Genomic DNA, 13,843 nt, shown 5'->3' with positions numbered 1-13,843 from the left:
TCGGTCCTCACGAGTTCCATTTGGTGCGCTGGCGCAGCGCCAGAAGGATCATCGACATGGCGATAATGACAATGAAGAACACCACAGCAATCGCCGAGCCGTAACCAATGTCATAGTAAGAAAACGCCACATTATAGAGATAGATATTGATGGTTTCCGATGCCGTTCCTGGACCGCCTTGCGTCATTGCAAAGATGATGTCGAAGCTTTTCAGCGCATCAATCGAGCGGATGATAACGGCAACCATGATAAATGGCAGGATCATCGGGAGCGTGATGTAACGGAATTTCTGCCAGCCATTGGCGCCATCAATTTCCGCGCTTTCAAACGGATCGCGTGGCATGGATGCAAGGCCACCCAGCACGATCAGCATGACCAGCGGCGTCCACTGCCAGGTTTCAACAGCAACCAGCGACGGGATAACCGTGCACTGGTTGAAGATCCATTCCTGCGGTGGAATGCCTATCAGCGACAGAAGATAATTCAGCACACCCAGCTGCGGGTGATACATCATCGTCCAGACCAGCGCGACCGCCACCGGTGTTGCCATCATTGGCATGACGAAGATACCGCGCAGCAGCCCGCGCATGGGCAGTTTGCTATCAAACACCAGCGCTGCAATCGTGCCCAATATCATCGGGGCCACGACGGACAGAACCGTGTAAACAACCGTGTGCCACATGGATTCCCAGAAGCGCATATCGGTCGCAAGACGCAGATAATTATCAAAACCGACAAAGCTCTGCTCGCCGCCAAGCTGCCACTGGTTGGTACTCATCCAGAGTGTAAACACCCATGGGAAGACGATCACCGCCCCGACGGTGATCAAGGCAGGAAGAACAAACGGCCAGTAGCTGGGCCGCAGACGGTTTGTGGCCGCCTTGGTGGAGGAAGCTGCTTTGGCAGCAGCTCCCGTTTTTGCTCCTATCGGGGCGGCAGATGTCATTTTCCTTCGCTCCGTGCGAGGACCGGACGGAATTCTTCCGTCGCGCGTTTCATTTCAGCTTCTGCGTCTGCACCATTGAGAAGATTGGTGAGGCCAACACCGATAATGTCGCGGAATTCCGTGACAGGCACGATAACCGGCAGGCAGAGCTGGCTGATTGGTGCAGATTTCGAGAGAGCTTCGACCCAGCCTTCCGGCATGGTGACACCCTTACGCACATCTGCATCGTCGATGATCGACTTGCGGAACGGAACGCCCGATCCCGACTGCAACAGGCGAGCACCCATTTCCTTGGAAATGGCCCACTGGCAGTAAAGATATGCGGCTTCCTTGTTCTTGGAGGCTTCGGTCACGCCGATGCCATCACCTGTCGTTGGTGCTGCCTGTGCATTCGGGCCTGCTGGCATAACGCCATAACCAACCTTGCCGACAACGCGCGACTTGTTCGGGTCTTCGAGTGGCGGCGCAAAGCCGATACCGTCGAGCCACATGCCAACGCGGCCCTGCAGGAAGTTCGACTGGCATTCAGCCCAGTTGAAGCCTGCAACACCGGGAGGTGCCGATTTGGTCATCAGACGCTGATAGAGCTTGGCGGCTTCAATACCTTCAGCCGAATCCGTCTGCAGGTTGCCGTCCGCATCAACCGACTGCTTGCCATAGCCGAGCAGAAGGCTGGTATAGACCGGTGCATTGGCATTCTTCATGCCGCGCGCGACGAAACCATATGTATTTGTCGATGGATCAGTAAGTGCTTCTGCGGCTGTAACCAGCTCTTCGAAGGTCTTCGGGAATTCGATGCCCTTTGCGGCAAAGAGTTCCTTGTTCCAGTAGATGATCCAGTAATCGACCGAGAACGGCAGTGCGCCGAAGCGGCCATTGGCATCCTTGGCGAAGGTTAGGCCAGCGCTTGCGAAATCATCTTCGGTGAGCGACGCATCGGTCAGCGTCGGGTCTTTCAGGAACGGATTGAGATCGGCAAGCCAGCCGCCCTTTTCAAACTGGCGCTTCTGAACGTGATAGCTGATATGGATAACGTCGAAGCTCGGACGACCGGAAGTCAGCTCGATCACGGCCTTCTGGCGCTGCTGCTGTTCTGGCATCTGTTCGGAATTAACCTTGATGCCAGTCAGCTCTTCGAATTCCTTTTGATATTTCTGAAGGATTTCACCGCGCGGACTTTTGATGAGATTAACTTCGAGGGTTGTGCCCGCATATTTCTTCCAGTCGACACCCGACTGCGCGAAAGATGGGCTGATGCCTGTTACACCTGAGGCCGCGATGGCCGCTGTTCCCGCCAAAAACTGGCGACGTGTTGGACGTAATAGATTCATTACATGCTCCTCCCCTTAGGCCTTCCTGGCCCATTGATTCCTTCAACCCGGCAACTCCTCTTGCCCAGTCTCGGTTGTTAAATCTGCAAAGCCAGCTTCCGTGCATTATTGATGTGAACGGCGATGGCATCCATAGCGGTCTGCGGGTCTCGGGTCTCGATTGCACTCAGCACGGAAAGATGTTCCTGCATGACCGGGATAACGCGTCCGGTGATACGGAAGCGCTCCTGATTGATCAGACGCATCTTGATCGTATTGGTCTGATAGGCACGCCAGATAATTTCATTATCGAGTGAGCCGACAATCGTATCATGCATGCTCCAGTCGATATTCTGCGCCTGCTCTTCAAGCTCCGGCGTTTCGCCTTCGCTCATCGCGCGGTTGAGCGTATCTTCATGGGCAGCACGCAGCGAACGCAGCAATTCATCAGAAGCCGACTGGCAGAAAATCGCGATCGACTCCTTTTCTATGAAAAGACGAAACTGAAACGCTTCACGGATCAGATTAAGATCGATATGCGCGATCTGGAGCCCGCGCTGCGGCACGGTCTTGATTAGACCTTCCGCTTCAAGACGCGGGATCAGTTCGCGGATCGCGCCCAGCGGCAAGCCCGTCATGGTGACGAGCTGGCGCTGCGAAACGAACTGGCCCGGATGAAAATCACGCGCCAGCAAATGCTGGGTGAAGCTCTGATAAGCCTTATCCCGCAATTTTACCGGTTCGTTGTGATCGTCCGCCAAAGCCATTCCCTTTATTGTTATCGAGGCTTATGCCGCTATTAAGCCGCTTTTGCCAGATGCAAACGGTCGAATACACTACCAATTGCATCGAAATCCGCGTCATTGAGTGAAATCAGCGGGGCGCGCACGCGACGCCATTCCTTATCACCCGTATGACGCGCAACCATGGCCTTGACCGCAGGCGTTACCGGATAGTTCAGCAGCTGCTGCACGGCACCGACGAGTTCGGCATCATCCTGACCGTCATTGACCATGCGCAAAAGACGATCCGGGAACAGATTGGCCATGCCTGAAATCGCACCCTGTCCACCAAGCCGTACACCGGCAGCAAGATCACGTTCATCGCCGATAAGGATCGCAATATCTTTGTGGGCTGCAAGCAGCTTTTCCGTATAGGCCCAGGTGCCGGAAGAATCCTTCACGCCGGTGATGATGCCGCCAAAAGCTGCACGAAGACGGCTGATGAGATCGACCGACAATTCAACCGCTGTCACCGATGGAATATTGTAGAGAATGATGCTGCGCGCATCTTCGCCCAAACCTTTGAAGACAGACGAGAACCAGTTGAACAGACCTTCGTCGGAGAGGTTTTTAAAATAGGAAGGCGGAGCCAGAAGAATGGCCTTGCAACCGCGACGCAGCGCATCGGCCGACTGAAGGACCGCGTCGGCAACCGAATTTTCCATGACGCCGACAACAATGTTCGAAGCAGGGAAGCCGCCTGCGATAAATGCATCGAGAAGAGCAGCGCGTTCAGCATCGGCAATCGACGAACCTTCGCCAGTGGTGCCAAACAAGGTGACGCTTGAGCAGCCATTATCGAGGCGCGCGCGAGCATGTTTCAGCGCACGGCTGACATCGATTTTGCCATCAGCATCGAATGGCGTGGTAAGCGCTGCAGAGAGCCCGAAGCGCTCCTGCCCAGAATGATTATGTGCCAAAACTGGCTCCTCCCAAGTTTGAACTTTAAGCTTGCACATACTAACATGTTAGTAAAGAGTCAATTCGTGTTCAGTGTGCATTCGGATGATTTTGGTAGAGCGTGGGAGAAAGTAGAGTTCGTTAAACTTGGTTCGGTCCGGAGCGCCGGCATGCGTTGCCCTCACCCTTTCAAACAGCACTTCATACCGGCTCAGGATGAGGAAGGTCTACGATTGAAACCCAGTTTATCGGGCTGGAACAATACCGTTTTCGATGAAGGAAACAACTTCATCCTGGCTTGGCGAACCGGCACGCCCACCAAAGCGCGCGCATTTGATGGCGGCAGCGGCATTGGCAAAGCTGATGATGTCAGTCATCTCCTTGCCCGCAACAAGACCATGCGCAAAAGCACCGTGGAAGACATCGCCCGCAGCCAGCGTATCCACAGCATCGACTTTGAAACCCGCCACATGGGAAACAGGCTTGCCAGCACCTTCCGCCCAATAGCAGCCATCTGCGCCAGCCGTGACAGATGTGAAAACATCATAGCGATTGCTGAGAATACGGACACATTCACGCAAATCCGTCTTGCCCGTGACGCTGATTGCGGCTGGTTCCGATGCAACAATATGAGTTGCAAGCGGTAGCAGCGTTTCCAACAGTTCGACGGGTGCGGTATCGGCATCCAGAATAGCCGGAATACCTGCATCGCGCGCAGCACTTAGTGCTGTTTCAGCAGCCCACGGCCAGCGCACATCGGTCATAACAGCCGCAAAGGTTCCCGCTGCAATCGGCGGCACCAGGTCAGACGGACTTGCAAGCCTGCGATCATAAAACGGCACGATGATGCGTTCGCCATTCGCATCGACGAGGATCGAAGAAAATGCCGTGCGCGCGCCTTCCAGTCGCCGGATATAGGCGCAATCGATGCCTTCGGCTGAAAGCTCTGCGACAGCGCGGTCGCCCACTGAATCAATCCCCGCAGAAGCCCATAGCGCCACGTTGCCGCCAAGCCGGGCGATCGCAGCGGCTGCACTTGAAGCCATGCCAGCTGCGATCTCGACGGCTTCACGCGGTAGATATTTGCCTGCCGCGAGTGGGAGTTCATCAAGGCGGAGAATGGTGTCCATAGTGAGGGCACCAACACAGAGAATTTTGGAAGTCATGATTAGGAAATGAGACCTTCCGAGCGAAGCTTCGTCCAGAATTCGTGCGGAATCGACTGCTCGAACCAGACGACATTCTGCCTGATCTGTTCTGGCGAACGCACACCGATCAGAATGGAGCTGACGGCCTCATGCATCATCGGGAATTGCATAGCAGCAGCGGCGAGCGGCACACGATACTCATCGCAAATATCATGCAGGCGATTGGTGCGAGCAATGATTTCAGCAGGCGCGTCGGCATAATCGAACTTCTGTTCGCCGCCGCGCGGTGCGGCCAGAATGCCGGAGTTGAACACACCAGCAATCACCAGCGCCATGCCGCGCTTTTGCGCCAGCGGCAGAAATTCCTTTTCCGACACCTGATCGAGCAGCGAATAACGCCCGGCCAGCAGCGAGCAATCAAGATCAGCCTCTTCAAGCGCATCACGAATGATCTGCCATTCGTTCACACCAAGACCGAAGCCCTTGATATTGCCTGCCGCGCGCAACTCAGTCAGCGCACGGAAACCACCGCCCTTGGTCAGCGCGTTCCAATGAAACTCGTGTCTGTCGGCATGGGTCACGCGGCCAATGTCGTGAACATAGAGAAGATCAATTTCAGGAAAGCCCAGACGCTGTTGGCTGTCATCGAAGCTGCGCATCACACCGTCATAGCTGTAATCAAAAACCTCACGGAAATTGAGGCCATTATGCCAGCCCGAATCGAGTGGATTCTTCGGCGGCGCTGGCGGCAAAGTGCGACCAGCGCGCTCATTGGTCATCAGGCGCCCGACCTTGGTGGAGACAACGGCCCGCTCGTTTTTTTCGCGCAGCATATCGCCAAGCAAATGTTCGCAACGACCATAGCCATACATCGGAGCGCTGTCGAAATAGCGAATACCGCTGTCCCAACCGGCTTCCAGCAATGCGTCTGCGTCAGCACGGGAAACAGGCGCATAAAGCCCGCCCAAAGGTGCGGTTCCCAGACCAAGCGCGGTTACCGTCAGACCAGTACGGCCAAGCGTCCGCTTCTCGGATGCCTTCAGATGCATGGGTATCTCCTCAATCACAGCACGCAACGTGCCGTACTCCATTTTCACCGCGTCTTATCCAAAAACCGCTTCGCACTTTTTGGGACGCGCCGCCTCTTCTCGCGATTGATAGGAGCAAGTTTGCCGAAGCGCAATCGGAAAAGCATACACATGCAAACAGCATATTCACGCACAAATAGATCATTTACCTGGGCATAAAAGCAGGAGAGTGCAGAAATTCTACATTTAATATCAATAGGATAATTCACCAACCCCGACCACTATCCCGTAAAAACCTTAATGATCACCCGCTTGACAACGCCGATTTCCCGTCGATATTAGTATGATGTCAGACCAATTTTAGAACCAATAAGGGGATGCGGTCTGACGTCATTCGAACTGCCGCATGACTGAAAAATGAAAACTCAGAGCAATGCGGCAAATTCCGATGCACGAAGCCAGTGGGAGATGGCGGAATGAAAGATCGCAGGCTGCTGCAGATTGCACCACTACCGCCGATGGATCGCGCCCGGCAGGTAACGGATGCGCTCGCAACCTATATCCAGACCGCTCAGCTTCAGGCCGGAGATCGCCTTCCCGCCGAACGTGAATTGATGACCGCGCTGGCCGTGGGGCGCTCCACCATTCGCGAAGCAATCCGACACTTTCAGGCGCTGGGTGTGATCGAAGCCCGCAAAGGCAGCGGCACCTATCTGCTAAAGCCGGTTTCGGCGGCAACCATTCATATGCCGCTTTCATTCGATCCTGCGCAATTGCGTGATGCTTTGCTGCAATCGCTTGAAGTACGCCGTGGCATCGAAGCCGAAGCCAGCATGGTTGCCGCCCGCAAACGCACGGCTGAAGACCTCGTCATCATCGAACGCAATCTCAATGAGATGGAGCGCGTTCATATCGCGGAAGGCACGTCTGGCCCCGAAGATCTGGCGTTTCACCTGGCCATTTACGACGCGACCCATAATCCGCTTTTCAGACAATTGCTCGAACAGATGCGCGAAGCCTTCTTGCACTTCTGGGATCATCCGTTCGAGCGGATCGACTTCGCGCGGCGAACCTTTCCGTTTCACCGCACGCTCTTTAACGCCATCGTGGCTCAGGACCCTGAAGCCGCTCGGCAGGAAACACTCAAGATCCTCGACATTGTCGAGGAAGACATCAAGGAAATGTCCAAATGACCGACGGGATGGATCCGCTGGATTTCGCAGCGCTTACGGTTGCCCATGATGAAGGCAATGCATACGACGCCGTGGTTCCGCCCATCGTGCAGACTTCGCTTTTCACCTTCCCAAGCTATGACGACATGGTCGCCTCCTATCGCGGCGAAAAGGTTCGCCCGATCTATACGCGCGGCCTGAACCCGACCGTGCGAGCATTTGAAGAAATGCTGGCGAAACTTGAAGGCGGCGAAGACGCGCTGGGGTTTGCCAGCGGCATGGCTGCGATCTCCTCAAGTGTTCTGGCATTTGTTAAGCCGGGTGATCGCATTGTTGCCGTGCGCCATGTCTATCCAGATGCGTTCCGCCTGTTCGGCACCATTATGAAGCGCATGCAGGTGCAGGTAGACTACGTCGATGGCCGCGACGAGGAAGCGGTCGCAAAAGCCCTGCCCGGTGCAAAGCTCTTCTATATGGAAAGCCCGACGAGCTGGGTCATGGAAGCCCATGATGTCGGTGCCTTGGCAACGATTGCCAAGCAGCATGGCGTGTTGAGCATCATCGATAACAGCTGGGCCAGCCCGATCTTCCAGCGCCCGCTGTCGCTCGGCGTTGATCTTGTCGTGCATTCTGCATCGAAATATCTTGGCGGCCATAGCGATGTCGTGGCCGGTGTCGTGACCGGCTCGAAAGAGCTGATCAATGCAATCCGCGCAGAAACATATCCATATCTTGGCGGCAAGCTTTCGCCATTTGATGCGTGGCTTCTGGTGCGTGGTATGCGCACCTTGCCGACGCGCATGAAGGCGCATGAGGCTTCGGCACTGGAAATTGCAAAGCGTCTTCAGGCGCTGGATGTGGTTGAGACCGTCTGCCACCCGGCACTTGCCAATCGTCTGCCTGCGGGCCTCAAGGGTACGTCCGGTCTGTTCTCGGTCATCTTCCGGGAAGGCGTGAACATTCGCGAATTCTGCAATCATCTCGATCTGTTCAAGCTCGGCGTGAGCTGGGGCGGACATGAAAGCCTGATCGTACCAGGCGAAGTCGTGCTGCAGCAGAAAGCACAGCCAAATTCAGCACATACGTTCGGCATCGACCCGCGCTCCGTGCGCCTGCATGTCGGACTGGAAGGAACGGAAGCGCTGTGGCGGGATATTGAAGGAGCGCTCACAGCATCGACCGAATAACGAAAATCTAGTGAGGAGCAATAAGGGGAACTGCAATGAAAAAACTAATAGCAACCGCATTCGCAACCATGCTTTTGAGCGGTACAGCACTTGCCGATACCACTCTGAAGCTTGTTGAAGTCATTACCAGCCCGGAGCGTACTAAGACGCTTGAATCCATCGTTGCCAAGTTTGAGGCAGCCAATCCGGGCACCAAGGTCGAGATCATCTCGCTGCCATGGGGCGAATCCTTCCAGAAATTCGCAACCATGGTTTCGGCTGGTGAAATTCCTGACGTCATGGAAATGCCAGACACCTGGGTTTCGCTGTATGCCAATAACGGGATGCTGGAAAGCCTCGAGCCATATCTTGACAAGTGGGAAACCACACCAGACCTGACCGAGCGCGCGCTTGAGCTTGGCCGCAGCGTCAAGAACACAGCCTATACGCTGCCTTACGGCTTCTATCTGAACGCCATGTTCTACAACAAGAAGCTGCTGTCTGAGGCTGGTGTGTCCGAGCCACCGAAGACGATGGACGAATTTGTCGAAGCCTCCAAGAAGATTGCCGCTCTTCCCGGCAAGTCCGGGTTCTGTATGCGTGGTGGCCCCGGCGGCCTCAATGGCTGGGTGATTTTTGCTGCATCCATGGCCGGTGACAATAAGTTCTTCAACGAAGACGGCACCTCTACCATGAACAGCGAAGGCTGGAAAAAGGGCATCACCTGGATGGTCGATCTCTACAAGAACGGCCTTGCACCGAAGGACAGCGTCAACTGGGGCTTCAACGAAACCGTTGCCGGTTTCTATAGCGGCACCTGCGCCTTCCTAAACCAAGACCCGGATGCGCTGATCGCCATTGCCGAACGCATGAAGCCGGAAGATTTCGGCGTTGCCATCATGCCAAAGGGCCCGGCTGGCAAGACCTTCCCAACCATCGGCTTTGCCGGCTGGTCGATGATGAGCGGCAGCCAGAACAAGGACCTCTCCTGGAAGCTGATCTCGATGCTTGAAGGCCCGGAAGGCAACATCGAATGGAACAAGCGCACCGGCGCCTTGCCGGTTCTCAAATCCGCTCAGAACGATCCGTTCTATAGCGGCGAGCAGTTCAAGGGCTGGTTCGATGAACTGGCTGACAAGAACGTCGTTCCAACCGTCATGCCGACCTATCTGGAAGAATTTGCATTCTTCAAGGATTCGCTCGTCATCAAGACCTCGCAGGAAGCGCTTCTCGGCGACATCACGCCAGATCAGCTGGCCGACCAATGGGCAGAATATCTGACCAAGGCGCAGCAGAAGCACCTTTCAAAGCAATAGCAACATGAACAGCTTGCAGGCGTGGAACAGCCACGCCTGCAAAGCGAATGATGCAGCCCCGCGAAGGGAAAAATGATGAACGACACCGCTTCCATAAAGGCCCCGGTGCCCAACGACGTGCCAAAGCAGGATCGCCGCAGTTTTCTGCAGCGACTTGCGCACGCCTCCGAACCTTATCTCTACAGTGCCCCCGCACTGATCCTCATCGGCGCCGTCATGCTGGTTCCGCTGATCCTCGGCGTCTCCTATGCCTTTCGCGACATTCAGTTGCTCAACCCGTTTTCGGGTGGCTATGTGGGGCTTGATCATTTCCGCGAACTTGCGACCGATCAGGCTTTCTATCGTTCCTTGAAAAACACACTGTGGTGGACCGGTTGCTCGGTGCTGCTGCAATTCGTGTTTGGGCTTATTCTCGCCCTGTTGCTCGACAAGCCATTCGCCGGACGTGGGATGGCACAGGCGCTGATCTTCCTGCCATGGGCTGTGCCGACGTTCCTCACAGGTCTTAACTTTGCATGGCTTTTTAATCCGGTTATCGGCCCGCTGCCGCATTGGCTACATGCAATCGGTATTCTGAGCGCACCAGACAACATTCTGTCCGACCCCAATCTGGCCATGTGGGGCATCATTACCGCCGGTGTGTGGTGGGGTATTCCATTCTTTGCCATCACCATGCTGGCCGCCTTGCAGGCTATACCGCGCGACCTTTATGAAGCAGCAGCGATCGATGGCGCTGGCCCCGTCCAACGTTTTCTCTCAATCACGCTTCCTTACCTTGCGCCAACCATGGCTATCACCATTTTGCTGCGCACCGTCTGGATTGCCAACAGTGCCGATCTGATTGTCGTGATGACCGGCGGCGGTCCTGCCGACCGGACCCAGATCGTCGCCAGCTATATTTTCACGCAGGCCTTCAAACGGCTCGATTTCGGTTATGCCTCGGCGATTGCGATGGTCTTGCTTGTGCTGCTGATGGTCTATTCGATGCTCATCGTGCTGTTGCGCCAGACGCTTCTGAACAAGGATTGAGGCCATGACCAACCGTAAAATCCTCCTTGTTGGCGCGCATCGCATTGCCATTCTGCTATTCGTTCTGTTTGCACTGTTTCCGATTTTCTGGCTGGTGAAGGTTTCCGTCACACCCAATGATCTGCTTTACAGCGAAGGCGTGCGGCTATGGCCATCGCGTATGACGTTCGATCACTTCAGCCATGTGTTGAATAACAGCTCATTTCCGCTGTTCTTCCGCAACAGCCTGATCGTGTCCGGCGCAACTGCTATCATCGTTACGCTACTGGCATCGCTCTCCGGCTATGCACTGTCACGTTTCAACTTCCGCGCCAAATACTGGATTGTGGCATTGATGCTGCTAACGCAGATGTTTCCGCTCGTGATGCTGATTGCGCCGATCTACAAGATTATGGCACCGCTCGGTCTCACCAATAGCCTGATCGGCCTCATCATCGTCTATTCGGCATTCAATGTGCCTTTTGCCACCTTCCTGATGCAATCGTTCTTCGACGGCATTCCGAAGGACCTCGAAGAAGCCGCCAAGATCGACGGCGCGACGCAGTTCATGGCTTTCCGCCAGATCATTCTGCCGCTGACTCTGCCCGGTATTGCAGCAACGCTAGGCTTTGTTTTCACCGCAGCGTGGAGCGAGCTTCTGTTTGCGCTGATGCTGATTTCCGGCAATGATTCAGCCACATTCCCAGTCGGGCTTTTGAGCTTCGTCTCAAAATTCTCGGTCGATTTCGGACAGATGATGGCAGCGGGCGTGCTCGCGCTGATCCCGGCCTGTCTCTTCTTCTTCCTCATTCAACGATATCTCGTGCAGGGCCTCACGGCTGGCGCGGTCAAAGGCTGAAAGGATTTTTCCCTATGGCTTCCATCGATATTCAGTCAGTCCGCAAGAGCTATGGCGAACATGCTGTTCTGCACGGCGTTGATCTTGAGATCAAAGATGGCGAATTCATTGTGCTGGTCGGCCCGTCAGGCTGTGGCAAATCCACATTGCTGCGCATGATTGCTGGCCTTGAAGACATCACCGCCGGCCAGGTGCAGATCAGTGGCAAGCGCGTCAATGAACTCGCACCCAAAGACCGCGATATTGCTATGGTGTTTCAGTCCTATGCGCTCTACCCGCATATGAGTGTCGCCGACAATATGAGCTACAGTATGCGGCTGCGCAAAACGCCGAAAGAAAAGATTGCAAGCGCCATCAAATCGACCGCCGCCAAGCTCGGCCTTGATCCTTTGCTGGAACGCCGTCCGAAGGCGCTTTCCGGCGGCCAGCGTCAGCGTGTTGCCATGGGCCGCGCAATTGTGCGTCAGCCCAAGGCCTTCCTCTTTGACGAGCCGCTTTCCAACCTCGACGCCCGCCTGCGTGAGCAGATGCGTGCCGAAATCAAGAAGCTGCATGGTGAGCTGAAAGCCACATCCATCTATGTGACACATGACCAGATCGAAGCCATGACTCTGGCCGACCGTATCGTCGCCATGCATGGTGGTGTGGTGCAACAGGTCGGCTCTCCACTGGAGCTTTATGACCGCCCGGCCAATCTCTTCGTGGCAGGTTTCATCGGTTCACCCGCCATGAATTTTCTCGACGTAACCTATCTTGAACAGGATGGTGGTCCGCGTCTGAAACTCAAGGACGGCACGCTCATCGCGCTGCCTCAACCCGTAAAACTCAAGGATGGCGCGAACGCCACGCTTGGCATTCGTCCAGAGCATGTGCATATCGAGAATTCAGCAAGCCTGACGGCTGATGTCGATCTGGTCGAGCCGACCGGCTTCGGCATTATCCTGCATCTCAGCCTGCACGGATTGCCGTTCAAGATTTTCACGCTGGATCGCGATGCTCTTCATGCGCAGGGTTCTGTTAAGGTGAACTTCCCGGCACAGCATCTCCATCTGTTCGATGGCGAAGGAAATCGCGTCGAGAGCGCTTAAACTGCATCCGAAAACCGTGCCTGAATGCTCTGCGAAAGCAGGGCAACGGGGCGGCTTTGATCACCAGCCTTGAGCCAGATCAGTTCTTCAATCTCACTGGAAGCGGCAGGCACCTGTCCTTCTTTCAGGGTGAGATGAAACAGCTCGGCTTCAACTGTGGAATCAAGTTCGTTGGCTGCAGGCGCTGACATTTTCGCAGCATAGCTTAACTGGCTTTCGTCAATGCGAATGCCAAGCTCTTCCTCGATTTCGCGGATTAGGGCTATTTCAGGCGCTTCGCCTGCATCAATCTTGCCACCGGGCTGGAAAAAAATCTCGCTGCCGCGCTTGCGCACGAGGAGGAAACGGCCCGCTTCATCACGGACAATGGCTGCTGCAATAAGAATCGTTTTCATGATGACGAAACATCGTCGCGAACGCGCGCACCGTCAAGAATGATTGCCGCAATGGAGCGCGCCGTCTGCTCATAAAAATCCGGTTCTTCCGTGCGTTTGCCAAGTATGGCTGCGACCTGAACCGAGAAGTCGGAATAATGCTGCGTCACCGCCCAGATCGTGAAAATCAGGTGATAGGGATCAATCGGCGCAATGCGCTTCTCCTCAATCCAGCGATGAATGACCCGCGCTTTTTCATCGACCAGATCTTTCAGATGGCCTTTCAGAAACTCGGTAATTGCCGGTGCGCCATGCAGAATTTCATTGGCAAACAGCCGCGATGCTTCTGGCCGTTTGGCCGAAAGCTCAAGCTTCTGCGCGATATAGTTTCGCAGCTCCTCAAGCGGATCGCCTTGCGGGTTGATGCTCTCAAACGGGCCAAGCCATTCTGTGAGTGTCTCTTCAAGAACCGTCACATAGATATTCTGCTTGCGCGGAAAATAATAAAGCAGGTTTGGCTTCGACATCCCTGCCTTTTCGGCGATCTGATCGACTGTCGAACCGCGAAAGCCATAGGCGGAAAAGACATCAAGAGCTGCATCCAGAATAAGCCTGCGGTTGATCGCCTGAATGCGCGTCGCACCTTCCGCCTTCTCGTTTGCACCTGCTTCGGCGGGAGCTGTCGCATCTGTGACCATTTAACACCTTCTGACGAAGCAAAATTTCTTAAAACCGCTTGACCGCTG

The 13,843-nt window shown here is 55.1% G+C and carries 14 protein-coding genes; 6 read left to right on the top strand and 8 right to left on the bottom strand.

Going from position 1 to position 13,843, the window contains the following annotated elements; translation table 11 throughout:
• Window positions 1-7: 7 nt before the first annotated feature.
• From QSJ70_RS15030 to QSJ70_RS15005, 6 genes are all read right to left on the bottom strand, one after another.
• Entirely contained in the window at window positions 8-946 is a 939-nt protein-coding gene (locus QSJ70_RS15030) for a carbohydrate ABC transporter permease (RefSeq protein ID WP_285537511.1), read from the bottom strand.
• On the bottom strand, window positions 943-2,277 hold the full coding sequence (locus tag QSJ70_RS15025) for an ABC transporter substrate-binding protein (RefSeq protein ID WP_064320141.1): 1,335 nt from the start codon (window positions 2,275-2,277) through the stop codon (window positions 943-945). The genes QSJ70_RS15030 and QSJ70_RS15025 overlap by 4 nt, the downstream gene beginning before the upstream one ends.
• A 77-nt stretch (window positions 2,278-2,354) precedes the next feature.
• Window positions 2,355-3,023, bottom strand: coding sequence for a GntR family transcriptional regulator (locus QSJ70_RS15020; RefSeq protein WP_285537507.1), 669 nt, complete (start codon window positions 3,021-3,023; stop codon window positions 2,355-2,357).
• A 32-nt stretch (window positions 3,024-3,055) separates the two neighbouring features.
• Complete coding sequence (locus tag QSJ70_RS15015) at window positions 3,056-3,958, bottom strand: dihydrodipicolinate synthase family protein (protein ID WP_007873465.1); 903 nt, start codon at window positions 3,956-3,958, stop codon at window positions 3,056-3,058.
• A 225-nt stretch (window positions 3,959-4,183) separates the two neighbouring features.
• Window positions 4,184-5,104, bottom strand: a complete 921-nt coding sequence (locus QSJ70_RS15010) for a PfkB family carbohydrate kinase (protein ID WP_285537505.1) — start codon at window positions 5,102-5,104, stop codon at window positions 4,184-4,186.
• A gap of 2 nt (window positions 5,105-5,106) precedes the next feature.
• Window positions 5,107-6,135, bottom strand: coding sequence for an aldo/keto reductase (locus QSJ70_RS15005; protein WP_285537504.1), 1,029 nt, complete (start codon window positions 6,133-6,135; stop codon window positions 5,107-5,109).
• 455 nt (window positions 6,136-6,590) lie between these two features.
• Here QSJ70_RS15005 and QSJ70_RS15000 point away from each other — a divergent pair, with 455 nt between their 5' ends.
• The 6 genes from QSJ70_RS15000 to QSJ70_RS14975 all read left to right on the top strand — a co-directional run bounded on the left by QSJ70_RS15000 (window position 6,591) and on the right by QSJ70_RS14975 (window position 12,723).
• Window positions 6,591-7,307, top strand: coding sequence for a FadR/GntR family transcriptional regulator (locus QSJ70_RS15000; protein ID WP_064320137.1), 717 nt, complete (start codon window positions 6,591-6,593; stop codon window positions 7,305-7,307).
• Entirely contained in the window at window positions 7,304-8,473 is a 1,170-nt protein-coding gene (locus tag QSJ70_RS14995) for a PLP-dependent transferase (protein WP_007873461.1), read from the top strand. The genes QSJ70_RS15000 and QSJ70_RS14995 overlap by 4 nt, the downstream gene beginning before the upstream one ends.
• A 35-nt stretch (window positions 8,474-8,508) precedes the next feature.
• A complete protein-coding gene (locus QSJ70_RS14990) occupies window positions 8,509-9,768 on the top strand; it encodes an ABC transporter substrate-binding protein (protein ID WP_285537503.1) in 1,260 nt (419 codons plus the stop codon).
• Between the two features lie 75 nt (window positions 9,769-9,843).
• Window positions 9,844-10,797, top strand: coding sequence for a carbohydrate ABC transporter permease (locus tag QSJ70_RS14985; protein ID WP_285537705.1), 954 nt, complete (start codon window positions 9,844-9,846; stop codon window positions 10,795-10,797).
• Window positions 10,798-10,801: 4 nt separating this feature from the next.
• Window positions 10,802-11,635, top strand: coding sequence for a carbohydrate ABC transporter permease (locus QSJ70_RS14980; protein ID WP_105518141.1), 834 nt, complete (start codon window positions 10,802-10,804; stop codon window positions 11,633-11,635).
• Window positions 11,636-11,649: 14 nt separating this feature from the next.
• Complete coding sequence (locus QSJ70_RS14975) at window positions 11,650-12,723, top strand: ABC transporter ATP-binding protein (protein ID WP_285537502.1); 1,074 nt, start codon at window positions 11,650-11,652, stop codon at window positions 12,721-12,723.
• Here the strand turns inward: QSJ70_RS14975 and QSJ70_RS14970 are convergent.
• Window positions 12,720-13,118: an NUDIX hydrolase gene (locus QSJ70_RS14970; protein WP_007873455.1), complete on the bottom strand. Its 399-nt coding sequence runs from the start codon at window positions 13,116-13,118 to the stop codon at window positions 12,720-12,722. The genes QSJ70_RS14975 and QSJ70_RS14970 overlap by 4 nt on opposite strands.
• A complete protein-coding gene (locus QSJ70_RS14965) occupies window positions 13,115-13,795 on the bottom strand; it encodes a TetR family transcriptional regulator C-terminal domain-containing protein (RefSeq protein WP_285537501.1) in 681 nt (226 codons plus the stop codon). Before QSJ70_RS14965 ends, QSJ70_RS14970 begins: the two co-directional genes overlap by 4 nt.
• Window positions 13,796-13,843 lie beyond the last annotated feature (48 nt).

Origin of the sequence: Brucella sp. NBRC 12950 (assembly GCF_030268145.1) — a bacterium.
In the GTDB taxonomy this organism is placed as follows: Bacteria; Pseudomonadota; Alphaproteobacteria; order Rhizobiales; family Rhizobiaceae; genus Brucella.
Note: the sequence above shows the minus strand (reverse complement) of the source record. Positions and strands in the feature narration are given on the sequence as shown.